Here is a 23,574-nt window from a genome sequence, read left to right as displayed (position 1 = left end):
CCAACCGATAGCAACCCCCTGGCCGGACGGTGAGATGGCATCAACCCGTCCGGCTTTTTTTATGGGGCAGGCTTTGAAGAAAAGAGAAGAAAAGGAAAGGCCGCGAATGGACGCGAATCACTGCTAATAGACGCAAACATTATTTCCAAAAGCAAGTGATCGCAATGAAACTATTTGCGTGCATTCGCGGTGATTGGCGTCCATTGGCGGCTCTATCTTCTATCGCCAATCGCAACAGCTAATCATCCCACGATCCGAGATCGTGGTTCGAGAAAGAACCAGACTGAGGGCGGACCAGGGTATATGCAGGAAAACCGTGGTTTGTTCCTCTTTGATTTCCTGGACGGGAAAACGTGCGGGTTTCAGGCTTGGGTTTTCTTTTGAAAGAAAAGTCGTGCCTGGCCTATGGCCACACCGAGGATGGTGGCGATGCTCAAAGCCGTGACAGCAAAAATAAATACCGCTGATGCCATGATCAAGATGGGTGCTACATTCATGATGATCTCCAACTAGCAATCTGAAATTGAAAACAACTACAATCTCAAGCTGAATATTAGCATCTTATGGAATAATTGAAAACCGTATTAGTAATTAATTGTTAATTGATCAAGATCAACACAAGCCCGCCTTAATTCTCTTGACTTGGTGAATGTCGCAGAATCGATGTTGACCTGTATGAAGACTGGACGAGATACTCCAAGTTGCTCGGATAGTAGGTCCGTTTGGCACTGTAGTCCCGCTTTTTGGCTCCGTTTGATCTTTTTAATTTATAAGCCTCGTTCTAGCGGTTGTGCACTTGACGCACGAGGAAATAATAATGTTGAACATGGCATCCCGATCGCCAGTCTGGATTTTCGTTTTTCTTCTAACCCTCTGTTTCTTCACTCCCGTTGAGAGTGCCGAAGGTAATCTGACCATCTTGGGCGAAACCCCTCCACCGGGCTTCGACCCAGTCTCGGGGAAGCGCATCATCCCCAACAAACGCTGCCTGAAGTGTCATGGCGACGCGCATGATAAAACCGATACCCGGGAAGACGGCACCATCGTCGATATCTACGCGGACCCGCAAAAGATCGAGGATAGCGTGCACGGTGAACAGGCCTGTACCCACTGTCACGCCACCATCGAGCGAGTACCGCATCGCGAGTCACCGGAGGTGGTAGTCGGCTGTGTGGAGTGCCACCGGGAGACCTGGAACAAGCACCGGAGCGATCCCGACGAGAAGTACGAACGCCTCGGCGTAGTGGTAGAAACCATCGATGCCTTTTACGACTCGGTACATGCCCTGCCCAACAAACACGACCAATCGGAGACCAACGCCACCTGCTACGACTGCCACGATGCCCACAACATCGGCACGCTGGGCAGCCACCAGCGCGCCGAGCACCGCCTGAAAAACCCGGAGGTGTGTGGCGAGTGTCACAAGAAGGAACTCGACGACTACCGGGAGTCCGACCACGGCAAGGCGGTGCTGGAAGCGGGCGACAGCGAATCGGCCGTCTGCTCAGACTGCCACACGACCCATACCATCAGTTCACCCGACACCGATCAGGCCAAGCTGGCGATCACCAAGAATTGCGGAGACTGCCACAAGGAGGCGCAGCGTACCTACTTCGACTCCTATCATGGCCAGGTGCATCGACTCGGTTATACCAATACCGCCAAGTGTCACGACTGTCACGGCAGCCACAAGATCAAGGGTGAAGATGATCCGACATCGGAGATCCACGCCAACAATCGTCTGGAAAACTGCAGGATCTGCCATGAAGATGCCAATGAAAACTTCCTGACCTTCTGGCCGCACGGTGATGCGGACGATAGAGAGAGATACCCGGGTCTCTGGTTCTTCAAGATCTTCATGCAGACGCTGATCTTCTCGGTCATGGCCTTCTTCTGGGTTCATGTAGTGCTGTGGCTCTACCGCGAGGTGATGGATCGCATCCAGGGTAAAGGTTTCAACGAGGATCTGGATAACCCGGATGTGGTCTATTTCCGTCGATTCCCGACTGTTTGGCTCTGGATCCACGCGCTGTTCGCCATCTCCACCATGACCCTGATTCTGACCGGTACCACCTTGCTGTTTTCGCATACCGGCTGGGCCAAGGCCGTGGTGGTGTTCCTCGGCGGAACGGAGATGGAGGGTATTATCCATCGTACCGCGGCCGTCATCTGGCTGGGTATTTTCCTGGCCCACCTGACAATAGCTATCAGCAACATCTGGAGCAAGCGCGATAGCTTCAAGTGGTTCGGCAGCACCTCCATGCTGCCCAACTGGAAGGATTGGGATGACCTGAAAGGCATGTTCAAGTGGTTCATCGGCCTGGGCCCACGTCCCGAGTTCACTCACTGGACCTATTGGCAGAAGTTCGACTACTGGGCACCCTTCTGGGGTGCGGCGATAATCGGTTCATCCGGTATCATGCTGTTCGCGCCGGAGACGACCGCCATCATCCTGCCGGGCTGGATGTTCAATATCGCCACCCTGGTCCATGCCGAGGAGGCGCTGCTGGCGGCCATCTTCCTCAACTCCGTGCACTTCTTCAACGTGCACTTCAGGCCTGAGCGTTTCCCGATGAGCACGACCATCTTCACCGGTAAGATCCCCATCGAGGAGTTCAAGCACGACCACCGTCTCGAATATGAACGGTTGGCTGAGAGCGGGGAACTGGACAAGCATCTGGTCAGACGTCCCTCGCGCCGTTCAGATCTGGCGGCCTCCTTCATCACCACTGTGCTGATCATGACCGGTCTGGCCCTGCTAACCCTGGTGCTGATCGGCCTGATGACCACACCAAGCTGATGGGGGCGGATAACATGTTGAGAAACGATACGATGAGCAAGAAAGTTCGCAATCTACTCCTGGCTTTACTGGTGTTGCTTCCGACGGTTGCCCTGTCGGGGCCGTCGGGCCAGGCGCTGGCCTTCACCTGCGCCGGCTGCCATGGTACCGATGGATCCAGCGTCGGCCCCTCCAGTCCCTCCATCGCAGCGATGGATCCGGATGTTTTCATCGACGCCATGCAGGCCTACAAGCGTGACCAGCGCAACTCCACCATCATGAACCGGATCGCCAAGGGCTACAGCGACGAGCAGATCAAGGCCATGGCCTGGTTCTTCGCCAAACAGGAACTGCGACTTTACACCCAGGAGACCGATCAGCAACTGGTTAGTCTCGGCGAAAAGCTGCACAACAGCTATTGTGAGAAGTGCCATGAAGAGGGAGGTCGTCCGGGTGACTCCGGTACCCTTGCCGGTCAGTGGATGCCTTATCTTGACTACAGCATGCAGGATTTCATCGACGGCCGGCGCCCCTACCCGAGAAAGATGAAACGGAAGGTGGATGCCGCTATCGAGGAGCAGGGCGAACAGGCCATGCCCGCACTGATCCACTACTACGGCAGTCAGCACTGATCGCGGAGAAGGAAAAATAACCATGAATAAAATCAATCGCAGAGATTTCATCCGCTTGGGTGGAGGCCTGACCCTGGCGGGTACCTCGCTTATGTTTCCAACCCTTGCCCTGGCAGCCGCTCCCAGGGTGGTGGTAGTGGGTGGCGGCGTAGGGGGCTGCACTGCCGCCAAGTACCTGCGCAAGCTGAATCCAAACCTGAAGGTCACCCTGATCGAGGCCAAAAAACAGTACACATCCTGTTTCATGAGCAACGAGGTATTGAGCGGTGACCGCACCCTGGACTCCATCACATTCGATTATGAAGGACTCAAACGGCATGGTGTGGAGATCGTCATCGACAGGGTCACGGCCATCGAGCCGGCAAACAAGCAGGTCGCCACCGTCGACAGCGGTACATTCGAATATGATGCCTGCGTGGTCTCCCCCGGCGTGGACTTCAAGTGGGACGCCATCGAGGGCTACGATGCAGCGGTCTCCGAGACCATTCCCCACGCCTGGTATGCCGGTCCTCAGACACTCACCCTGAGGCGGCAGATCGAGTCTATGCCGGAAGGGGGGAGAGTGATCATCGTTGCGCCGCCGAATCCCTACAAATGCCCGCCCGGGCCCTATGAGCGGGCCGCGCAGATTGCGATGTACTGCAAGCACCATAAACCGAGGGCGAAGATTCTCATCCTCGATCCCAAAGACGCCTTCTCCAAGCAGGGGCTGTTCAGGCAGGGCTGGTCGAAGCTCTATGGCTTCGGCACCGATAACGCCATGATCGAATGGGTCGGCGCAGCGGGCGGCGGTATAGTGGAGGAGCTCGATCCCTCCACCCGCACCCTGCAGGCTGAGGTCGAGGAGTTCACCGCTGACGTGATCAACATCATCCCACCCCAGAAGGCAGGCAAGGTGGCCTACGCCTCAGACCTGGTGGAAGGTGACTGGTGCCCGGTCAACAAGCGGACCTTCGAATCGAAGCGTCACCCCGATGTCTACGTGCTGGGCGACGCGTCGAGTGCCGCCAAAATGCCGAAATCGGCCTATGCCGCCAACTCCCAGGCCAAGGTCGCCGCCGCCGCCATCATCACCAAGTTCAATGGCGCGGATCCCGGCGATCCGACCTTCGTCAACACCTGCTACAGCATTCTGGGTGAAGAGCACGGCATATCGGTGGCCGCGGTCTACACCCTCGACGAAACAACCAACACCATTCTGCCCATCAAAGGCTCGGGCGGCCTTTCACCCATGGATGCATCGGCCGAGCAACGGAAGCGGGAGGTCAAGTACGCTCACAGCTGGTTCAAGAACGTCATCAACGACATGATGGAGTAGGCCATAACACACATACTGCCAGGGATGGCATCGAGTCACTGGAAATGGACATACTTTGCGAATGATATCCTTATAGCGTCATTCGCCGGTAGGATAGAGACAATCGAGAAAAGTCGTACCAGGCATTTCCCTATATTTTGATGGGAACTAAGGATTGCAGTTTCTCAGCAATGGCTGGGCAGTCGACCAGTCGAGTTGCCCGTAGACGAACAGGCGTCAGTTCATCACGCCACGCTGGGTCAAAAACCAGTTGAGGCATAATCTTACCCGCTTCGATTCTCGCCCCGGTTCGATGAATATGATTGTAAAAATCGACGGTCAAGGGTTCGCTCGAGATTGAGGACAGCATCAAGCGCCCGAAGCGCGGCATCGCCGCGAAAAACAGATCCATAATTTTCGCCTCACCGCTGAGATCCACCATACACACACCCGGTTTGTCGGCGATTTGCTCTGTTAGTGTCCGCAGCGCTGAATCGGGATCGTCGATAGACAAGTAGTGAAACCCTGTATCGGTTTCCGTGGTCGACCGACTACCCAGTTCAATTACCGGCAATGCTCCCCGAAGCGAAGCGCAATAGGTTAACAGCCGCGTATACGGTTGCCCACCCGAGACCACCGCCGCTTCGCCCATTTCCAGACCTAACCGATCCCAGGCCCACAAGGCCATGGTCAGCGGTGGGATCAACAGTCCGATTCTTGGGTTCTTCATGGGAGGCAGTTCGATGTATGCCTCCTGTCCGGCGGACATGACTGGCTGGTCGGAAATCGGAAAGAGGGCGAAACGATCCGAATCAGCGCCATCACCGGGGCCACGCATTTTCCCTATGCCATATCCGGGGTTGTCGACACCGGCCATCGACGTTTGGGCGAGGATTTCTATCGCCTCGTTCACGCCACCGACTCCAACTGTGTGGATATGAACTCCGGCACAGTCAGCGCACGCCGTTCTTCCATTGATTGGTATGCGGTGGTTATAAAAGCCAGATTCTCCCATGCATCAACATAGGATACGGGAGGCATGGTATCTGACCGTACCGCGTTCACAAAGCCCTTTACCCATTCGGCTGTCCAGCTAACATTGGGAAATTTTTTGAATTTGTGCACCTTGCCGGGGCGTTTACCGTCGATGGGCCTCGTGGAATACATTTCCAACCCCTCCGGGTGAATCAACAAGCTCCCATTGGTGCCCCATATGCGTTCTTCTTTCTGTTCCATTCCCCGCATGATGGAACTGGCGCTAAAGCTGCCAACGGCTCGCTCTCCCATCCGGTAAGAAATACTGATGATATCCTCGACCTCAGCGGGCGATCCGAGCGTTGCGTATTCACTGTATACCCGGGTACCTTTGAGACCGGTAATATAATAGAGATAATCAACATTGTGGCAGGCTGTCATAATGAGAAAACCTCCACCGCATTTGGCCTTGGATGCCCGCCAATTATCCGGAGAATTACTCGATGCACCGCTCCAATATCCGCGATTCTTGTATTGTTGAATACAGGTTTGAAACCCTGTTATCTCACCCAAAGCACCGTCTTCGATTAATTGTTTTGCCTTGAGTATCTTGGGTAAATAACGAAAACTATAGTTGACCGTCATCTTGACACCGTTGGCGTTGCAGGCTTTTATCATTTCCTCGGCTTCGGACAAGGTATTGGCGATGGGTTTTTCGACCAAAACGTGCTTTCCAGCCTCCGCCGCTTGCACTGTCATTGACCGATGCAGGTGATGCGGCACCGACAGCAAAACGGCATCCACCGCTTCCGACTTAAGCATATCCTCATAACTCGAAAAGAACGGTGCAGACAGATCGTGGGCCATATCACGAGCCGCCTTGTGGTTGATATCGAACACTCCGGCGATGGTCGCCACGCCGGAAGCTACCGTATCGCGTGCATTTCGTTGTGCAATCGCACCGGCACCGACAACACCAATTCTTAAAGTATCCATATCAATTTCCCCGTGACGATCTCGCTATGTTTGCCCTAAGCAGCCGATTTGGAAGTATTACTGTCTCGCCAATCAAAAACGACACCAACCTGGCCCCGCCCGCCTTGAGCAAGATTCTCATATACCGCGTTACATTCGGTTGGGGCCGCCTGCCAGGTAATCAGATCGGCGACAGAAAGACGTTGATTGGCAAGCAAATCCAGAAACAGACGTCCTTCCTGCCAATAGGTCCAGCGCTGCGGCCCAGCATCATGTTCGGGCATGGCATTGATATGGGCGCCGACAATGGTGAGTTCACGGCGCTGCACGAGTTCGGCGAGATTGATATTCCGGGTCAATCCCCGGGTACTACCGAGCAATACCACGCGCCCCTTATCTTTTGCGCATTCCAAGGCTGTTAAGTTAGCATCGGGGCTACCCACGGCCTCGATGACGATATCTGCCTGAACGTCCGCCAAACTCACGTCATCGTCATTGAAGGCTAGGAATTCATCGGCACCGCCGGGTAGCAATGCTGTCTTCTCACGGTTGTGGCTGGGCGCAATGGCAACAACCCGGGCCGCCCCTAGCATCTTCGCCAAACGATTGGCAAGTTGGCCAATCAGGCCCTGTCCCACGACAGCCACTACGTCGCCTGGTTGGATTCCCGCCTTGCGGATACCCTGCAGGCAGATGATGCCCAATTCGATGAAGCAAGCCTCCTGATCCGTTACCTGATGCGGAATCTTGAAGAGGTGGCGAGCCGACACCGTAGCCAGATCGGCATGGGGCATACGCCCAGCCACCCGGTCACCCACCTTCAAATTCCCAACCCCCTTGCCTGCAGCGAGCAAGCGACCCGCTACCGCATAACCCGGCGCATACGGAAAATCCCGGCGCGCTCCCGGTAAACCACAGAGTACGGCTCGCTCAGTACCTGGACTGATGCAGCTGAACTGCGCCTTGATCAACACTTCACCATTTGAGGGACTGAGAAACTCGTACGGTTCCAGGTGTGCGATTTCAAAATCCAGGAACTGCACCTGCTGACCCTAGTGGACCCTTCGGCGACTGACTATCGCCTGAATGCGAAGCACCCCCCAGTTGAAAACACGCTTGACGTAGGGGCGAATACTAACCGGTATGCGGGTATATATTGCGCCTAGGATGGAAATTAACCAGTTCGGCATAGAAATTCAGCCCTTCCTGTAGTAACTCTGTCCCATTTCGCGACAAGTCTATGAAGAATAAACATACCCTCCCTCCATCACAAGAGAGAAATCGAGGCTAGGGATCAACCCGTTGACCCAGATCAGCCTGGCAACCCTCTATACAGCACTCTGTTATTCCATACCGGCGGGCTGAGTATCAGGCAATAAGCCGTCGGGCAACCTCTCAGTTCAGTTGTCACGATGTGATGTGATGGTGGTGTGCAGACCTGGTGTTATAAAACCAGTCCCGGTTTCTTCAAAAAATCCCTCTATTGCAACGTAGTAAGCCGAGCAATGAGATCCGGAAAGAGATAGACAAGCACGATCATGGCGGGGATGACGTAAAAATAGATACGCATGCTGTTGCGCAGCAGCCGGTTGGCATCTTTGAGTTCCATAAAATGGTCGACGATCATACGGCCCTTGTAGGCCACGGTAAGAGTGATCACCAGGATCAAGATCAAACCCTGATCGGGCGATTCGGCAATGGCGGCGCTGAGCAGGGTCAAACCCATCAAGACCAGCCAAATGAAATCTACGGATTTAGTGTCGAACACCAGTCGTCTCCTATCAACGCAACACATACAGCAAGGGGAATATGACAATCCACGCCAGATCGATCATATGCCAGTAGACGGCAACCGCCTCCAAACCGCTGTGGTTAAGCTGGGTGATACCACCCATCCTTATTCCCATAATAGCCCATAAAATGGCGCCGCTGCCCCAGCCGACATGCAGCAAATGGTTGAAGGTGGTGTAGTAGTAGACGGTAAAGAAGATATCCGTGTCGGTTGCCAGCCCGTGTTCACTGTTCCAGTGATACTCATAGAATTTGATGATCAGGTAGAGCGCACCCATCGCAACCGCCGACCAAAGCCAGCGTTGACACTGGTCTACCTGGCCGATCCTGATCGATTTTATCGCTTTGATGACGAAATAGCTGCTGGAGAGCAGGACCAGGGTATTCAACACGCCGGCGGTGGTGTTCAGGCGCAGTGGCCCGTCGGCGAAAAACTCCGGATTATGTACCTTGGCGATGAAATAGACGATGAACATCAGGGCGAACTCGGTCATTTCCGAGAGAATCCCTACCCAGATGGCCATGTTGCCGGGCACATGGTTCTTGACGGGTACTACTGCCTGTACTGGTGGGGCTATGGAATTAGGCATGTAATGATTAAGGTCGGAGGCGGAATGCGCGCAGGCCTATCGATGTTGGGAGATGCCATTGTCTGTACACCTGGTGATAGTGCTTTGACAAGGATCAATTTATCGCAACTGCGCTGTAGGTAAATCCATGATTTTCTTCAGGGTATTCAGCTTGATATTCATCAAGGTGAAGTATGGGACCTGCTTTAGCATTGGGTTTGTGAATTTTCCTACAGGAGCAGTAATCCCCCGTGCAGGCCGAGGCAACGATTGAATCCAACCGCTTTCCCCCGGGTGATTTGGCGATTTGGGTCTTCATACTGGCGGAGCTTGCCGCATTTGCCGCGTTTTTCGGCGCCTATGCCTTTACCCGCATGAAAAATGTGGATCTGTTCAACCATTATCAGAGCACCCTGGATAGCGATGCGGCGCTGCTCAACACGTTTGCCCTGATTACCAGCAGCTATTTCGTTGTCAGGGCTGTGGCATCCATTCGCGAAGATGACAGTCGTGGCTGCGTGCATTGGTTGTTGGCGGCGCTGGCAATGGGGCTACTCTTCCTGATTGTGAAGGGGCATGAGTATGTCCATCATATCGAAGCGGGCATCAGACTGAGCACAAACACATTCTATATGTTCTATCTGTCGCTGACCTTTTTTCATTTCATGCATGTCATCATGGGTATGGTGATTCTTGCGGCAGTCGCGGTGAAGGCCAAAAGGGGGGGCTACAGTGACCGGGAACATACGGGGGTTGAAACGGGTGTATCCTACTGGCATATGGTCGACCTGGTCTGGCTGATTCTGTTTCCCCTTGTCTATATCATGAGATGATCCACAATGACTAGACGAACCGCTTTTGGCATCCGTGCCTGTACCTGGGTCTGGCTGATCATGATGGGGTTGACGCTGACAACCTATCTGATCGGTCAATTCAGCCTGGGTGGTCTGGGTGTTTCGCTGACAGTTTTGGCTTTTGCCCTGATCAAAGGGCAGATGGTGGGTGACTACTTTATGGGTTTGAAACGGATACAGGGTTTCTGGCGTTGGCCGGTCAGCCTCTGGCTGTTTCTTCCCGGCGGTTTGATCGGTGTCGCCTTTACCCTGGTCGGATGAGGAGATGGCGATGGAAAAACCTGTAATTTTAAACAAGCGTGAAAATGACGAATCGCTTCCCTTCTATAAACCCCAGGCACGGGAAATCGAACTCTTCGAATATGGCTACAAACATCAGCTCCCCTTGCTGATCAAGGGCCCGACCGGATGTGGCAAAACTCGCTTTATCAACTACATGGCGGCCAAGCTCGCCAGGCCAGTCTACACGGTTGCCTGTCATGACGATCTGAGTGCCGCCGATCTGGTGGGACGGCATCTGATCGGCGAGAGTGGCACCTATTGGTCGGACGGCCCGCTGACCCGTGCGGTCAGGGAGGGCGCCATCTGCTATCTGGATGAGGTGGTGGAGGCGAGGAAGGATACCACCGTGGTGCTCCATCCCCTGACTGATGACAGACGCATTCTTCCCCTCGAGCGTACCGGAGAGATTCTCAAGGCACCCCCGGAGTTCATGCTGGTTGTGTCATACAATCCCGGCTATCAAAATCTTCTGAAAGGCATGAAACCGAGTACCCGGCAGCGTTTCGTCGCACTCCGATTCGAGTTTCCCGCTCCTGAGCTGGAGCATGAGATTCTGATTGGAGAGACCGGCATCGATGGCGATATGGCCCGCCAACTGGTGCGTCTGGCCAATGCCATGCGGGCACTCAAGGACCACGATCTGGAGGAGGCTGCCTCTACACGACTGCTGGTCTATGCGGCCACCTTGATTCTGGGCGGCTATGAGCCGGTCGAGGCCTGCCGTTCTGCACTGGTTGAGCCACTCACAGACGATATGGAAACAGCGACAGCCTTGATGGAGGTCGTCTATGCCACAATCGGGCGGTGACAATTATCCGCAGGGAGACCCGCCGGGGTCGGCCATGGCTGTCACCGCGGAGTCACTCTATTTGGCGAATCTGCTGTTGATACCCGGTATTGCATTTGCCATTCTGTTGGCGATCTATTTTAGGCAGGGCAAATCCCTGCCGCCGCTTGCGCGATCCCATCTTGAACAGACCTTCTCGGCCTCTCTCTGGGCAGGCGTGCTGCTGGTGATTGTCAACATCGTTATCCTTTTGCTTGGCGGTTATGACGGCGCCTACACCTGGATGGTGGTCATCATCTACTTTACAGTGTGCCACTCCACCTTGATTCTCATCGGCATGCTGGGACTCGCCAAGGCGATGGCGGGAAAATGTTACCGCTATCCCCTTATCGGCAGGGCATTGCCCGAAGCGTGCCGGAGGATGTCCTGATGGGCGCCAAACCGCTTGAGCCAAGGGGAGACTGATGGAAGAGAAGATCGGTGAACTCTGGCACCGGCTGATCACCCGCCTGGCACAGGACCGTTATCCCGAGGCCGCGGTGCGCCTGACCGATCTGAACCACACTCTGGGCATTCTGTTTCGCGCCTTCGGCGGCGATGGCGGACTGCGGGTCGAAGCCGCCGGTGCAACTGAACACAATGCCAGGCGAGGCATGCTGCAACGCATAGCCGGCAGTGCCACCAAGACTGAACTGGCCTGGCGCGATGAACATGCATTGCGCCTGCCCGAAGTCATCGATCTGTTTCCCCAGGGATCCCTTAACCGCGATCTCTATTTCTGGCTCGCGGCGCTGGCCGCATGTGATCGGGGCGAAAGCCGGCCATGGCTGGAAAAGAATCAGCAGCTGAGCAAACTGGCACTGGAGAGATATCCGGGCATGCAAGCCCGTTACCGGCGTTTGCGGAATGCGCATCTGGCACAGCGACCCGATCCGGAAACCCTGAAACAGGATGAAGCACAACAGGAGGAGGCCATCAGACGTGCCCTTATCGATCCGGGCACTGTTGCACGACTACCGGTTGCCAGCCATGCGCCATGGCCGGTACCGCTGTGGCTCCATCCGTCTCCTCCAGGGCTGGTTCATGGGAGTGATACCCCTGATCAGGAGAATGAATCCGGGGGCGAGTCGAAGGCTGTAAATGATGGCCGCAGCCGCCGGGGAGAGCGTACTGAGATGGCCGATGGCGACGGAGGATTGATCACCATTCGCATGGAGAACATTCTGAGTTGGGGTGAGTTCGCCAAGGTCGACCGGGGTGCCGAGGAGAATGAGGATCTGGATCAGGCCATGGAGGCGGCGGAACAGATGGAGCAGTTCAGCGTGACCCGTGACGGCAAATCCGTCGCATCAAAATTGAAGTTCGATCTCGACCTGCCGTCCGAGGCGTGTGACGATGAGATCGTGCAGGAAGGCATGTTGCTGCCGGAGTGGGACTGGAAGCACCAGGTTATGCAGGAGGCCCATTGCCGCATCATGACGCTGCAGACGGGGGATGCCCCGGCAATCGAACTGCCCGTTCATCTTACAAAGACTGCCAAGCAGCTGCGCGCCCAGTTTCAACAATTGATGCCGGCACGCGTTTGGCTGCATGGCCAGGCGGACGGCAGTGAGATCGACATGGAGGCCTACCTGCGTTTCTCGGCAGAGCGGAAAAGCGGTCATCTCGCCACTGGCGATAACCTCTACCGGGATCTGCGAACAGGCGCCAGGGATCTGAGCTGTCTGCTGATGGCCGACCTGTCACTCTCCACCGACAGCTGGATAGACAACCACCACCGTGTAATCGATGTGATTCGCGACAGTCTCTACCTATTTGCCGAATCGCTATCGGCTACCGGCGACAGGTTTGGGTTGTATGGATTTTCATCGAGAAAAAGGGATCCTGTCCGTGTGCATCAAATCAAAGCCTTTGACGAATCCTACTCGGCCAAATCACGTGGAAAAATTCAAGCGATCAAACCCGGTTATTATACCCGCATGGGTGCGGCAATCCGTTATGCACACCAATTGCTTAACAAGCAGCCGGCACAACGGCGATTGCTGCTGCTGTTGAGCGACGGAAAACCCAACGACCTGGATAAGTATGAAGGGCGTTATGGTGTGGAAGATACCCGGCAGGCCGTCAGAGAAGCCCGCAACTCAGGTATACAGCCCTTTTGCGTCACCATCGATGAGAAAGGTAACGACTATCTGCCCTACCTCTTTGGCAGCGGTGGTTATGTGGTGATTCACAAGCCGCAGGAGTTGCCCCGCAAGCTGCCATTACTCTACGCCCGTCTGACACGGGAGTGATCCGTTGCGGTCATATTCAGTTTAACAGCCCCTAATATTCTTATTTTGCTGTATTGATGAATGTCAAGGAGGGTGGCTGTTACACGCAGAGAATAGTGACGGTAGCGAGGTAACGACACTATGAAAACGATCAACGATTCGATGACACAGGATCACCGTCGCTGTGATGAAATCTTCGTGGAAATGGAACAGGCCATTATGCAACACAAGTGGCAGGAGGCAGATCGTCTCTGTCAGGCTTTTATCAATTCGATGGAGCACCATTTCAAAATAGAAGAGGAACTGCTTTTCCCGGCACTCTTGAAAGCAACCTCCCAGGCAAACGGTCCCGTCAACGTGATGTTGATGGAACATGAGCAAATGCGACATCTGATGTCGCAGTTGGTGTCGTCGTTGGACAATATGTCCAGATCACTCTCTGCCGGTTATGTAGATACATTACTCGTCACCATGCAGCAACATAATATGAAAGAGGAGAGTATTCTCTATCCGATGGCGGACAATGCGGTTCCAGACGTCAGCGATGTAATTGATAAGGCGTATTCGGAGTCCGCCTAGTGGAGCTGCGGCTTGATGTACGGGAGTTGGAGCCGCCTGTTCCGCTGGAGCGCATACTGGAAACCCTGGAGGAGTTGCCATCGGATGACTGGCTTAAGGTGCGGCACAGCCGTGAACCCTATCCACTCTACAGTCTTTTGCGCGAAATGGGTTTTGACTGGAGTACCAAGTGGCAGAATAGTGAGTGCATTATCCTGATCTGGCATGCGGGGAGTCCACCGCCCGGTGATAGTGGAAGGAGGCTGTGAAAACCACCGGGCTCTCTCTCGATCAGGCCCCACCGATCATCATACCTTTCAAATTCTTTCTGACAGCCTCACTGTTCAGCGTCATCGTGGGAATCTTCTTGATGATCGATGCCGAGGCGGTCTTCCTGTCCCGTTGGAGTCCTCTGGCGTTGGGCATCACCCATTTAATGACCGTTGGCTTTCTCGCTCAGGTGATGACGGGCGCCATGATCCAACTACTACCTGTGTTGGCTGGTTCTCCCATTCCGGCAGTCACCACAGTAAGCAGAATTATCCATCTGTCGCTTTTCGCCGGCGCACTGATGATGGGGTTGGGTTTTATCCGCTCCCCTCAATCTGTTCTCGTTACAGGCGCCGGTCTCGTATTGTTCGCGATTACCCTGTTTCTACTCGCCATGGTAGTTTCCCTGATCAGCTCCAAAAGTCGGCATGACAACGCAATTCCAATCGGCCTCGGTTGGATGGCTGTCATTCCCACGCTGGCTATCGGCGTCTACATGGTCCTGGGGCTATCCGGTATGTTGACGATAAACGATATGCCTGTGCTCATCGCTGTTCATCTCTCATGGGGGCTTTTAGGATGGGTCGGTATTGTACTATTTGCGACAATTATCCAAATATTACCGATCTTTTATATAACCGGTGAGATGCCGGTCAATATCAGGAATATCTCCTTCATTATCGTTTTCGCATTGCTGGCGTTGTTCAGCTTGTCGCAATATATCAACAGCGAACTGCTTGCCTATAGTCTGCCGATGATTGTTGCGCTGTTTCTTCTGTTGAGTCTCGCACTGTTTCAAATGATATGGAAACGCAGGCGAAAAATAGTCGACATGACATTGGTTTTCCTCTGGACAGGCCTGATCTGTTTGGCGCTTGCAGCTATGGTCTGGATGCTTTGTGACAATGCGCTTCTGGTCGGGGTGCTTTTGCTTGGCGGCGTCTGTATCACCATCCCGATCGGGATTATCTACAAAGTCATCCCGTTTCTATGCTGGTTTCACCTGCAGAGTCTGTTAGTGAAGCAGGGGAAGCTGTCGTCCAGACTGCCATCGATGAAACACTACATCAATGAAGTGGATGCAAAGCGCCACTATCTGTTGCATCTGGCGGCAATTGCACTGACCGCTGCCGCTACCCTGATGCCGGCAACGCTTGCAAGAACTTCCGGCATTGCTTTAAGCCTGTCCTCACTCTATTTTTTAAAGAATCTGCTGTTTGCGTTGTTGAGATTCAACAAACAACAACGGGCACTCTTGGATAGATGATGATATATCGCTTACGAAGCAACCGGATGGTGGAATGTACACTCAACTGTTGATGCTCATCGCTCTGTTTCCGGTCCTGGTCTATGGCCAGGACAGGAAACCATTATCGAAGGGCGATTGCTTGCAGCCGGAACCCTACCGTGATTATCGCCATTGTGATTTCAATGGCAGGGATCTTTCCGCAGTCAATCTTGAAGGCAGTCTGTTGAGCGGCGTCAATTTACAGAATGCCAGGATGCCGGATTGTAATCTGGAGGGAGCGACGCTTGAGGATGCTGACCTCAAATGGGCTATGCTGTCCGGCTGCAGGGCGTCCTCGGCTGATTTCACCAATGCCGACCTGTTTCACACCAATCTGGACGACAGCAGCATCGACAATGCTGATTTCACCAAGGCCAATCTGTTCGGCGCCAGTCTGAATGGGGTAACTGCCGACAAGGCCGATTTCTCCCATGCAAATCTTAAGGACATATCCATGGAGGAGAGCCGGCTGACGAACTGCAATTTTGATCAGGCGTTCATGATGCGGGCTGTGCTTATCGAAAGCGACTTAAGCGGCTCAAGTTTCCATCAAGTGGTATTGACAGGCGCCGCGTTGGAGTTTGCTGACTTCACCCGAGCAGATCTAACCGGCGCGCTGCTGAACGGGACAACATTGACAGAGACGCGGTTCCGGGGCGCCAGACTCACGGGGAGCCGTTTTGTCAATGCACGTATGCAGTCGCCTGATTTCACCGATGTCATCGATCCGCCTAAGGATCTTGTCTACGACTGAGTGCATGTAAGATTGGCGGTCTCCGACATCCACCGGGCATGGCTTGATCTTCATCAATCTGCGATCGCTTGAGATAGGCTTTAATACTCACCCAATTAGCAATCATCCAGAAGATGTCGGTCTATGGCTGACAATCTCTGTTTACCGGGCTATGATCCATCTCTATTCATTCATATAGATAGGGTTAGGAAAGTTGCCTAATTATATGTTATTTAGATTAAATAAATTAACTTTGATGTTTGCTGCGAGCCTTGCCCTGACGACTGCTCAGCCACGAGAGGCGTCAGCGCAGAACAGCGAGCAGCTTACGGCCATCACTGCGCTCGGTTCACTCAACGGCATCGCGCTGCACTGTAAGGCCCTAAGTGAGACACAACGGATCAAGCGGACATTGGTGGCGACACTCCCGAAGCGGCGTCAGCTGGGTGAACTGTTCGACTATGAAACCAATCGGTCATTCATGGCGTTTATCGAGAAAAATAATACCTGTCCGACTCCCCAGTCATTGGAACAACGGGTCGATGAGGCCCTTGATAGGTTGAAAGCACTCTTTCCCGCAAAATGAGTTGTCATAAATCAAGACTACCGCTTGTTTTCCCCCTTCTGATTCTCGGGCTGTTCATTGCCCCTGTATCCGAGGGCGCAGACTCCCTGCGCGTCATGGCCAGCATTAAACCGATTCACTCGATCATTGCCGGACTGATGGAGGACGCGGAAACACCTGAATTGCTGATCGACGATCAGATTCCTTATGCTTATAGCCCCACCGAGGAACAGCTGGCGTCGATGCGCAGTGCGGACATACTGTTTTGGGTAGGCGCCGAACTTGAGCCGCGACTCGCTGAGATCATCGAAACCCTGCCCCCGCAGGTGAAAGTGATTGAACTGCTATCACACCAGGGCATGAAGATACTTCCCGCAAGAGCGGATCCTGATCAACGCGATCCCTTTTTCTGGCTGGACAATCGAAACCTGCTCATCATCATCGACGACATTGCCCGGCTCCTACAGGATGCCGATCCTCTGCGCACCCATCTCTATGAACGGAACAGACGCAATATTCTTTCACGCCTGTCGCGAATAGACAGAGAGTATGAGTATGGCTACCGTGGCATGAAGGCCGGCTTAGGCATTCAATACTTCGATACACTGCAATATTTCGAACAGGCTTATGCGTTAAAGATCATCGACCATGTGGCCAGTACACCGGGCAAGGAAGTAGATACAGCTGAATTGCTCAAGGTCCGGGAGAAAATTGTTAACGGAGAAGTGACTTGCCTGTTATCGGAAAACGGCTTTCCAGCCAGGCACAGCGAACTGCTGATGAATAAGGGCAGTGTCAATCATGGAGAATTGAACAGTCTGGGTTTCGGTATTAAGGCTGGGCCCCATCTCTACTTCGAGATCATGGAGCACAACACCCATGTCATCAAACGCTGCCTGAAAGCCGAGTCACAGACCGCCGAAACTGCAACGAAAACGATCATACCGGAGCGCGCCGTGTCGATTGAAGGCATCGGCGGCGGTCAGTATATCCTGACGGATCATATGGGGAGGCTGGTCACCAAGGAGAGCATGAAGGGGAAATACCAGATAGTCTATTTCGGCTATACATTCTGTCCCGACATCTGTCCCACCTCACTGCAGATTCTATTCCAGGCACTGGATATTCTCGGCGAGGGGTCGGAGCTGTTTCAGCCCTATTTCATTACTATCGACCCAGACCGGGATACCATCGCAGTGATGAGAAACTATGTGCAGTATTACGATGAGCGCCTGATTGGAGTTACCGGTTCCGTCGAAATGATTGAACGAGTGGCCAGTCAGTTCAAGGCGAGATACGAAAAGGTCGTGGAGGAGGACACAACTGATCCGTCGATGTATCTGATGGACCATACCGCCAGTCTCTATCTCCTCGACCCGGAGGGAAGATTCCTCACTAAATATGCCCATGGCATTGCACCGGAAGACCTTGCACAGCAGCTTCGTATGCTGCTGCCTTGAGAATCCTTATGTGGTGCGAAAATATAGACAAACAAAATCCCCAAATTTCAATATAATTGATCTGATTCTTATCCTTGTTTCTCTAATAGGCTACCTATAAATCGGTAAATTATTGCAGTCTGTATAAACACGTTTCCACCACCCAACTATGGTATTTGACCTACATCAATGTGTCATATGACGCACTTTTGCGACCATTCCTGAATGATGCCATCTGGTATCTCGCATCTCTTCCAACCATGGGGACGGGAAATAATGAACAAGAGCTTGAAAAGCATATCGGCACTGGTAATGGGTTTGGGGATCGGTATGGGCGCCGCTTCCAATGCCTCAGCCCAGTCATCCTTAGAAGAGGTCATGAAGGAGCGTGGCCTGACGCAAAAGGACCTCTTGGCAGCCGCCAAAACCTATACACCGACCGGCGGGCGGGATGAGTATCTGGCCTTCAGTTCGGGGGGGCAGAGCGGCCAGGTCATCGTATACGGTGTGCCATCCATGAGGATCCTGAAGTACATTGCGGTGTTTACTCCGGAGCCTTGGCAGGGTTATGGATTCGATGATGAATCCAAGGCCGTATTGGCACAGGGCAGAATCAACGGTGAAGATATCACCTATGGTGATACCCATCACCCTGCATTCTCTGAAACCGAGGGTGAATACAACGGCCGCTATCTGTTCATCAACGATAAGGCCAACCCGCGCATGGCAGTCATCGATCTGCACGATTTCGAGACTAAGCAGATCGTTGTTAACCCATTCATGAAATCGGAGCATGGTGGCGCCTTCGTCACACCTAACACCGAGTACGTCATGGAAGCGTCTCAATATGCAGCGCCTTTCAGCGACGACTTCGTACCGCTCGAAGAGTTCAATGAGAAATACCGGGGTGCGGTGACCTACTGGAAGTTCGATGACAAGAAGGGTCGGCTCGATCCAGAAAAGTCATTCACCTTCGAACTGCCTCCCTACAGCCAGGACCTCTCCGACGCCGGTAAAGGACCTTCCATGGGTTGGGGTTTCACCAACTCCTTCTGTTCCGAGCGTTATGTGGGCGGTATCGAACGCGGACGTCCTCCCTTCGAGGCCGGCTGTTCTCAGAAAGATACCGACTTCCTGCATATCACCAACTGGAAGAAAGCCGCCGAGCTGGTTGCCGCCGGCAAGGTCAAGAAGTCCAAGGGCGCTTACATGATCCCCATGGATCAGGCGGTCAAAGAGGGTCTGCTCTATCTGATCCCCGAACCCAAGAGCCCGCATGGCGTCGATGTGAGCCCGGACGGCACTCACATCATCGTTTCCGGTAAGCTGGACAGCCACGCCTGGGTATACAGCTGGGAGAAGATCCAAAAAGCCATCAAGGACAAGAATTTCGAAGGCAAAGACCCCTATGGTATCCCGATCATCGCCATGAAGGATGCCCTGCATACCCAAGTACAGGTGGGCCTGGGTCCATTGCATACTCAGTATGATGCCAAGAAGTGCGTGGTCTATACCTCGATCTACGTCGACTCGATGGTTACCAAGTGGGACTACTGCGAAGGCAAGGTGCTGGATCAACTGCATATCCACTACAATATCGGCCATCTGGTAGCGATGGAGGGTGACTCCGTTTCACCTGACGGCAAATATCTGGTCTCCCTGAACAAGCTGGCCATCGACCGCTTCAATCCTGTCGGTCCTCTGCATCCGCAGAACCATCAGCTGATCGATATCAGCGGCGATAAGATGCAACTGCTCTACGATATGCCGCTGCCACTGGGCGAACCCCACTATGTGGTGGCGATCAAGGCCGACAAGCTGAAACCGGCAGTACGCTACAAATCGGGCTGGAACAGCCGTACCGATTCCAAGTCTCCCTACAAGACCCGTGCGGGACGTGAGAAGGTCGTGAAGGATGAGAATGGTGTGGTTCATGTCTACGGTACGGTCATCCGTTCCCACATCACGCCTGAGATCATCGAGGTGGAAGAGGGCGACACTGTCTCCATCCATCTGACCAACCTGGAGCGAGCTGAGGACGAGACCCACGGTTTCGCGCTCTATAACGAGAACGTGAATCTCTCCATCGAACCGGGCAAAACCGTATCGGCCACCTTCAAAGCCGACAAGGCTGGCGTCTTTCCCTACTATTGCACCGAGTTCTGTTCGGCGCTCCATCTCGAGATGCAGGGCTATCTGCTGGTCAAACCGAAAGGTTATGTGGCCAAGACCACTCAGATGGTGGAGGGAACGAAGTACACCGAGGCTGACTATAAGAAACAGGTCAAGACCAATCTTGACACCCAGGCGGTCATCGACTCTGTGGTCGGCTTCATAACCAGCCACAACTACAAAGACTTCCCGGAAGTTGTAGCACTTGTGGAAGATGCCACCGATCAGCTCGGTTTCGCGGAAGAGGCGAAGAAGAAGTCCGAGACGTTCGCGGCCAAGGGTGACTTTCAGAACGCCACTCTATGGGCGGGCCAATGGTGGCAGTATCAGGTCAAGACGGCTGATCTGGGACTGCGCGCCAAGACCTTCCTCGAGGAGCATGGCGCTAAGAAAGTCAAATAGTCCTTTAGGTCTTTGACTGAGAGTGGAAAGGGGCCGTTTGGCCCCTTTCTACGTTGAGGACAAAATTCACATAAAACTTCAGCGGTTTTTAGGAATCTGATTTAACATAGCTCAATTCGTCTAACTACAGATTGCAATAGAGTTATGCCATCGGTAAAGACTATTGCCCTAATTTGCTAGAGGAAATCGATATGATGAAAATTGTTAAAATCGCATTGTCATCTGCTGCATTGCTGTTTGCTGTTGGGATTACCACTCAGGCGCAGGCTGCCGACGGAGCCGAACTCTACAAGACCAAGACCTGCTGGTCCTGCCACGGTAAAGATGCCAATACACCGATTATGCCTATCTATCCAAAGCTTGCCGGGCAGAATGCCGACTATGCCTTCAATCAGATGATAGATATCAAATCCGGTGCCCGCAGTAATGGCCAGACCGCAGCCATGAAGGGTGTCATGGGACTTGTTACCGAAGAGGAGATGCGTGCGATAGCTGACTGGTTGAGCACGCTATAAACTCAGTGTGAATCTGCTGCTGATAGCATCAGAAGATGCCGAATTGGGGCAGTTGATGTATATCAAAGTGCTCTAATATAGCCTGTGACACACTGCAGCATCTCTTTTCAGGGGTTGAATTGGCTTCACAAGAGAACCTGATTTATAACACCTGAAAAGGTGGCAAATCCGAACTATCCCCAGTGACAGATCATGGGGCTGGAGAATCGAACGATGAAAGTAAAACCGATGTTGAAGAGCCTGACCGCCGCTTTGGGAACAATCTTGTGCAGCACTGCCCTGGCCGGCTGGAACGAAGCTGGCGGCGAGAAGGATGAAGCGATGCTGCTGACCCCCGACCGTGAGCGTGGTATTGCAGTTTATGAAGTCTGCTCGGCCTGCCATCTATTGGAAGGTTGGGGTCTGTCGGACGGTACCTTCCCACAATTGGCGGGACAGCATCGTAACGTACTGATCAAGCAGTTGGCTGATATTCGCGCCCAGAATCGCGACAATCCGACAATGTATCCGTTTGCCTTGGACGAGCAGATCATGGCCGCTTCCGGCTATCATAAGGGTGACATCAATCCCGCGCAACTGGTTGCCGATGTCACCGCCTATATCGCTAAACTACCGATGAACCCGGAAAACGGTAAAGGCCCCTGGAATAAACTGTTCCCTGAATTCGAACAAGGCAAAAAGCTGTACGATGACAACTGCGTGCAGTGTCATGGTGATATCGGTGAAGGGGATGACGAAAAGTTCTATCCCAAGATTCACGGACAGCACTATGCCTACATGCTGCGCCAGTTCGAGTGGATTCGTGACGGGAAACGCCGCAATGCCAACCCCGACATGGTGGAGCAGATCAAAAACTTCTCCGACAAGGATATGCAGATGGTCATCAACTACGTATCCAGACTGCCGGTGCCAAAGGATATGGTTGCTCCCTCCAAGGATTGGCAAAATCCGGACTACGATTGATCCAGCCTGACAGACATGGCCTGTTGAACCGGCAACCCGTCAGCATGACGGGTGCCTCTCTCTGCAGGGCTTGTCTGACTCAGGTTCAGATAAGGCTGAGGTGCGATGCCCGACAGGTGGTTCAAACGCCTGCTGTGCATTGGTCATGACTCCCCAGCCCAATCTGAAAATCACTATCTCAATCATTCCAACCACTGGAAATTGAATCGCTTTCATAGAGATACGCCATGCAGTCTAAGCAAACCCTTCAAGTTGCAGTACTCACCCTGATTGGATTGGGACTGCTTGCTGTGATTTTCTATACGCCTATCTGGTGGGTGTCGTTGACGGCGCCCAATTACCCCGAGGAATCCTTCCCGGACGGAGTTCGCATCCATTTCCATATGAATGGGGTATTCAACGGCTGTGAAAAACAGGAAAAGGCGGAGATAGTCGAAGACGAGGCACTGGATTGTGTACATGAGATGGATACCATCAACCACTATGTGGGCATGTATCCCATCGCGGCCGGCGGCCCTGTGGAGCGTGGATTCGGTCAGTTTTTGATGGCCTTCCTTGGCGTAATGCTGATCGGCTTTATCTTCACCGGGCCGAAGCAGCGCATGATCGTGTTGACTGTCGGATTTACCGGTATTGCCGCCTGGATGGCGATGACGCTCTATGGCGAAAACGGTTTCAACCTGCAGAACAAGGGTTATGTCAGCGCTATGGTGACATCGTTGGACCAGGAAGCCTCGGGGGAAACCGGTGAACCTGAAATTGTGATTGGCGGGGTCACCGGTGTGCTGAAGGATTCCCTGGAAGCATCCGGAGTCGAGGTCATCCTGCCCTCAGAATTGGAAGCGGCCAGGCAGGCCGGTACGAAATCGGCGGGTGCGGAAAAGGCACATCTGATTGAGCAGCTAAAGCTGACCTATGATATCGATCAGGTGAAATCAGACAGTTTATCGCCCTGGGACGGCAGCTCCTTTCAGGTGATGACGTGGCACTATGCCAAGAGTCTGGGACGCTATTTCAATAATCCGCAAGAGATCGTGCCGATGGTAAAGAACCTGGAGCTGGCGATTCACCTGGTCTTTTACGCTATTCTGGGCGCCATGGCCCTGGTGGTTTTCGGTTCCCGTAGGAACGGCGGCATGCTCTACTGGTTGTTGATACTGGTGCCCATCGCCCTGCCGGTATTTTTCGTTATCGATTACTCCGCATGGTTATGGTGGTACGGACATACCTTGAACGATATGGGCGCCTTTTCCGTCAAGCCCTTCATGCCGACGGTCTTCGGTGATGGCAAGGTGGCGCAGTTCACCACCCACTCCTATCCCTATATCGGGTTTGGCCTGATGCTGCTCACATCGTTGATTTTGGCTGTTGCCGCACTGCTCAGGTTCAAGCAACTGAAACAGTAAATTATGAATGTTGAATTGTTGTGTTCACTGCGTTCACATCTTATTAATG

General features: G+C 53.4%; 25 protein-coding genes. 18 read left to right on the top strand and 7 right to left on the bottom strand.

Going from position 1 to position 23,574, the window contains the following annotated elements; translation table 11 throughout:
- Window positions 1-362: 362 nt before the first annotated feature.
- The gene (locus tag CODIS_RS21540) at window positions 363-497 is read right to left on the bottom strand and encodes a hypothetical protein (protein WP_268805724.1); all 135 of its coding nucleotides are present in this window, start codon (window positions 495-497) and stop codon (window positions 363-365) included.
- Window positions 498-817: 320 nt separating this feature from the next.
- On the opposite strand from CODIS_RS21540, the gene CODIS_RS18875 reads away from it, so the two are divergent.
- Genes CODIS_RS18875 through CODIS_RS18865 form a run of 3 tightly spaced genes read left to right on the top strand, consistent with a single transcriptional unit; the run spans window position 818 to window position 4,729 of the window.
- On the top strand, window positions 818-2,800 hold the full coding sequence (locus CODIS_RS18875; protein WP_201259049.1) for a cytochrome C: 1,983 nt from the start codon (window positions 818-820) through the stop codon (window positions 2,798-2,800).
- Between the two features lie 32 nt (window positions 2,801-2,832).
- The gene (locus tag CODIS_RS18870) at window positions 2,833-3,411 is read left to right on the top strand and encodes a c-type cytochrome (RefSeq protein WP_069128208.1); all 579 of its coding nucleotides are present in this window, start codon (window positions 2,833-2,835) and stop codon (window positions 3,409-3,411) included.
- Between the two features lie 22 nt (window positions 3,412-3,433).
- A complete protein-coding gene (locus CODIS_RS18865) occupies window positions 3,434-4,729 on the top strand; it encodes an NAD(P)/FAD-dependent oxidoreductase (protein WP_069128207.1) in 1,296 nt (431 codons plus the stop codon).
- A gap of 130 nt (window positions 4,730-4,859) precedes the next feature.
- Here CODIS_RS18865 and CODIS_RS18860 read toward each other — a convergent pair whose 3' ends face one another.
- From CODIS_RS18860 to CODIS_RS18840, 5 genes are all read right to left on the bottom strand, one after another.
- Window positions 4,860-5,621 (bottom strand): hypothetical protein, encoded by a 762-nt coding sequence (locus CODIS_RS18860; RefSeq protein WP_069128206.1) that lies wholly within the window; start codon window positions 5,619-5,621, stop codon window positions 4,860-4,862.
- Entirely contained in the window at window positions 5,618-6,679 is a 1,062-nt protein-coding gene (locus tag CODIS_RS18855) for a Gfo/Idh/MocA family protein (protein WP_069128205.1), read from the bottom strand. Before CODIS_RS18855 ends, CODIS_RS18860 begins: the two co-directional genes overlap by 4 nt.
- Before the next feature lie 35 nt (window positions 6,680-6,714).
- Window positions 6,715-7,701 carry a zinc-dependent alcohol dehydrogenase gene (locus tag CODIS_RS18850; RefSeq protein WP_069128204.1) on the bottom strand — a complete coding sequence of 329 codons (987 nt, stop codon included), beginning with the start codon at window positions 7,699-7,701 and terminating at the stop codon, window positions 6,715-6,717.
- 437 nt (window positions 7,702-8,138) lie between these two features.
- Window positions 8,139-8,426 (bottom strand): cytochrome C oxidase subunit IV family protein, encoded by a 288-nt coding sequence (locus CODIS_RS18845; RefSeq protein WP_154723208.1) that lies wholly within the window; start codon window positions 8,424-8,426, stop codon window positions 8,139-8,141.
- Between the two features lie 13 nt (window positions 8,427-8,439).
- Window positions 8,440-8,973, bottom strand: a complete 534-nt coding sequence (locus tag CODIS_RS18840) for a cytochrome c oxidase subunit 3 family protein (protein WP_235615289.1) — start codon at window positions 8,971-8,973, stop codon at window positions 8,440-8,442.
- Window positions 8,974-9,269: 296 nt separating this feature from the next.
- Between CODIS_RS18840 and CODIS_RS18835 the strand changes: the two genes are divergently transcribed.
- The 14 genes from CODIS_RS18835 (at window position 9,270) to CODIS_RS18770 (ending at window position 22,119) form a co-directional block, all read left to right on the top strand.
- Window positions 9,270-9,851 (top strand): cytochrome c oxidase subunit 3, encoded by a 582-nt coding sequence (locus tag CODIS_RS18835; protein ID WP_069128201.1) that lies wholly within the window; start codon window positions 9,270-9,272, stop codon window positions 9,849-9,851.
- A gap of 6 nt (window positions 9,852-9,857) precedes the next feature.
- Window positions 9,858-10,133, top strand: coding sequence for a cytochrome C oxidase subunit IV family protein (locus CODIS_RS18830; protein WP_069128200.1), 276 nt, complete (start codon window positions 9,858-9,860; stop codon window positions 10,131-10,133).
- A gap of 10 nt (window positions 10,134-10,143) precedes the next feature.
- The gene (locus CODIS_RS18825; protein WP_083220913.1) at window positions 10,144-10,962 is read left to right on the top strand and encodes a CbbQ/NirQ/NorQ/GpvN family protein; all 819 of its coding nucleotides are present in this window, start codon (window positions 10,144-10,146) and stop codon (window positions 10,960-10,962) included.
- A complete protein-coding gene (locus CODIS_RS18820; RefSeq protein WP_069128198.1) occupies window positions 10,943-11,371 on the top strand; it encodes a magnetosome magnetite crystal formation protein family in 429 nt (142 codons plus the stop codon). Before CODIS_RS18825 ends, CODIS_RS18820 begins: the two co-directional genes overlap by 20 nt.
- 34 nt (window positions 11,372-11,405) lie before the next feature.
- Complete coding sequence (locus CODIS_RS18815) at window positions 11,406-13,235, top strand: nitric oxide reductase activation protein NorD (protein WP_069128197.1); 1,830 nt, start codon at window positions 11,406-11,408, stop codon at window positions 13,233-13,235.
- A 120-nt stretch (window positions 13,236-13,355) separates the two neighbouring features.
- Window positions 13,356-13,793, top strand: coding sequence for a hemerythrin domain-containing protein (locus CODIS_RS18810; RefSeq protein ID WP_069128196.1), 438 nt, complete (start codon window positions 13,356-13,358; stop codon window positions 13,791-13,793).
- Entirely contained in the window at window positions 13,793-14,041 is a 249-nt protein-coding gene (locus CODIS_RS18805) for a DUF2249 domain-containing protein (RefSeq protein WP_069128195.1), read from the top strand. The genes CODIS_RS18810 and CODIS_RS18805 overlap by 1 nt, the downstream gene beginning before the upstream one ends.
- A complete protein-coding gene (locus tag CODIS_RS18800; RefSeq protein ID WP_069128194.1) occupies window positions 14,038-15,309 on the top strand; it encodes a hypothetical protein in 1,272 nt (423 codons plus the stop codon). Before CODIS_RS18805 ends, CODIS_RS18800 begins: the two co-directional genes overlap by 4 nt.
- Before the next feature lie 34 nt (window positions 15,310-15,343).
- Window positions 15,344-16,084 carry a pentapeptide repeat-containing protein gene (locus CODIS_RS18795; RefSeq protein WP_235615288.1) on the top strand — a complete coding sequence of 247 codons (741 nt, stop codon included), beginning with the start codon at window positions 15,344-15,346 and terminating at the stop codon, window positions 16,082-16,084.
- A gap of 235 nt (window positions 16,085-16,319) precedes the next feature.
- Window positions 16,320-16,649 (top strand): hypothetical protein, encoded by a 330-nt coding sequence (locus CODIS_RS18790; protein ID WP_083220912.1) that lies wholly within the window; start codon window positions 16,320-16,322, stop codon window positions 16,647-16,649.
- On the top strand, window positions 16,646-18,088 hold the full coding sequence (locus tag CODIS_RS18785; RefSeq protein WP_069128192.1) for a metal ABC transporter solute-binding protein, Zn/Mn family: 1,443 nt from the start codon (window positions 16,646-16,648) through the stop codon (window positions 18,086-18,088). The genes CODIS_RS18790 and CODIS_RS18785 overlap by 4 nt, the downstream gene beginning before the upstream one ends.
- Before the next feature lie 255 nt (window positions 18,089-18,343).
- On the top strand, window positions 18,344-20,641 hold the full coding sequence (gene nosZ / locus CODIS_RS18780; RefSeq protein WP_069128191.1) for a Sec-dependent nitrous-oxide reductase: 2,298 nt from the start codon (window positions 18,344-18,346) through the stop codon (window positions 20,639-20,641).
- 191 nt (window positions 20,642-20,832) lie between these two features.
- Entirely contained in the window at window positions 20,833-21,156 is a 324-nt protein-coding gene (locus CODIS_RS18775; RefSeq protein ID WP_069128190.1) for a c-type cytochrome, read from the top strand.
- Window positions 21,157-21,369: 213 nt separating this feature from the next.
- Window positions 21,370-22,119, top strand: coding sequence for a c-type cytochrome (locus tag CODIS_RS18770; RefSeq protein WP_235615287.1), 750 nt, complete (start codon window positions 21,370-21,372; stop codon window positions 22,117-22,119).
- Here CODIS_RS18770 and CODIS_RS21085 read toward each other — a convergent pair.
- On the bottom strand, window positions 22,110-22,259 hold the full coding sequence (locus CODIS_RS21085; protein WP_154723207.1) for a hypothetical protein: 150 nt from the start codon (window positions 22,257-22,259) through the stop codon (window positions 22,110-22,112). The two genes, CODIS_RS18770 and CODIS_RS21085, sit on opposite strands and share 10 nt — an antisense overlap.
- 87 nt (window positions 22,260-22,346) lie before the next feature.
- Between CODIS_RS21085 and CODIS_RS18765 the strand changes: the two genes are divergently transcribed.
- Window positions 22,347-23,525, top strand: a complete 1,179-nt coding sequence (locus tag CODIS_RS18765; RefSeq protein WP_069128189.1) for a hypothetical protein — start codon at window positions 22,347-22,349, stop codon at window positions 23,523-23,525.
- Window positions 23,526-23,574: the final 49 nt, after the last annotated feature.

Origin of the sequence: Candidatus Thiodiazotropha endolucinida, assembly GCF_001715975.1 — a bacterium.
GTDB classification, from domain to species: domain Bacteria; phylum Pseudomonadota; class Gammaproteobacteria; order Chromatiales; family Chromatiaceae; genus Thiodiazotropha; species Thiodiazotropha endolucinida.
Note: the sequence above shows the minus strand (reverse complement) of the source record. Positions and strands in the feature narration are given on the sequence as shown.

Bases quoted from the DNA above. Each gene is read 5' to 3' on its own strand.
- CODIS_RS21540 (WP_268805724.1), bottom strand. From the start codon at position 497: ATGAATGTAGCACCCATCTTGATCATGGCATCAGCGGTATTTATTTTT.
- CODIS_RS18875 (WP_201259049.1), top strand. From the start codon at position 818: ATGTTGAACATGGCATCCCGATCGCCAGTCTGGATTTTCGTTTTTCTT.
- CODIS_RS18870 (WP_069128208.1), top strand. From the start codon at position 2,833: ATGAGCAAGAAAGTTCGCAATCTACTCCTGGCTTTACTGGTGTTGCTT.
- CODIS_RS18865 (WP_069128207.1), top strand. From the start codon at position 3,434: ATGAATAAAATCAATCGCAGAGATTTCATCCGCTTGGGTGGAGGCCTG.
- CODIS_RS18855 (WP_069128205.1), bottom strand. From the start codon at position 6,679: ATGGATACTTTAAGAATTGGTGTTGTCGGTGCCGGTGCGATTGCACAA.
- CODIS_RS18840 (WP_235615289.1), bottom strand. From the start codon at position 8,973: ATGGCCATCTGGGTAGGGATTCTCTCGGAAATGACCGAGTTCGCCCTG.
- CODIS_RS18830 (WP_069128200.1), top strand. From the start codon at position 9,858: ATGACTAGACGAACCGCTTTTGGCATCCGTGCCTGTACCTGGGTCTGG.
- CODIS_RS18825 (WP_083220913.1), top strand. From the start codon at position 10,144: ATGGAAAAACCTGTAATTTTAAACAAGCGTGAAAATGACGAATCGCTT.
- CODIS_RS18820 (WP_069128198.1), top strand. From the start codon at position 10,943: ATGCCACAATCGGGCGGTGACAATTATCCGCAGGGAGACCCGCCGGGG.
- CODIS_RS18815 (WP_069128197.1), top strand. From the start codon at position 11,406: ATGGAAGAGAAGATCGGTGAACTCTGGCACCGGCTGATCACCCGCCTG.
- CODIS_RS18810 (WP_069128196.1), top strand. From the start codon at position 13,356: ATGAAAACGATCAACGATTCGATGACACAGGATCACCGTCGCTGTGAT.
- CODIS_RS18795 (WP_235615288.1), top strand. From the start codon at position 15,344: ATGTACACTCAACTGTTGATGCTCATCGCTCTGTTTCCGGTCCTGGTC.
- CODIS_RS18790 (WP_083220912.1), top strand. From the start codon at position 16,320: ATGTTTGCTGCGAGCCTTGCCCTGACGACTGCTCAGCCACGAGAGGCG.
- CODIS_RS18785 (WP_069128192.1), top strand. From the start codon at position 16,646: ATGAGTTGTCATAAATCAAGACTACCGCTTGTTTTCCCCCTTCTGATT.
- nosZ (WP_069128191.1), top strand. From the start codon at position 18,344: ATGAACAAGAGCTTGAAAAGCATATCGGCACTGGTAATGGGTTTGGGG.
- CODIS_RS18775 (WP_069128190.1), top strand. From the start codon at position 20,833: ATGATGAAAATTGTTAAAATCGCATTGTCATCTGCTGCATTGCTGTTT.
- CODIS_RS18770 (WP_235615287.1), top strand. From the start codon at position 21,370: ATGAAAGTAAAACCGATGTTGAAGAGCCTGACCGCCGCTTTGGGAACA.
- CODIS_RS21085 (WP_154723207.1), bottom strand. From the start codon at position 22,259: ATGCACAGCAGGCGTTTGAACCACCTGTCGGGCATCGCACCTCAGCCT.
- CODIS_RS18765 (WP_069128189.1), top strand. From the start codon at position 22,347: ATGCAGTCTAAGCAAACCCTTCAAGTTGCAGTACTCACCCTGATTGGA.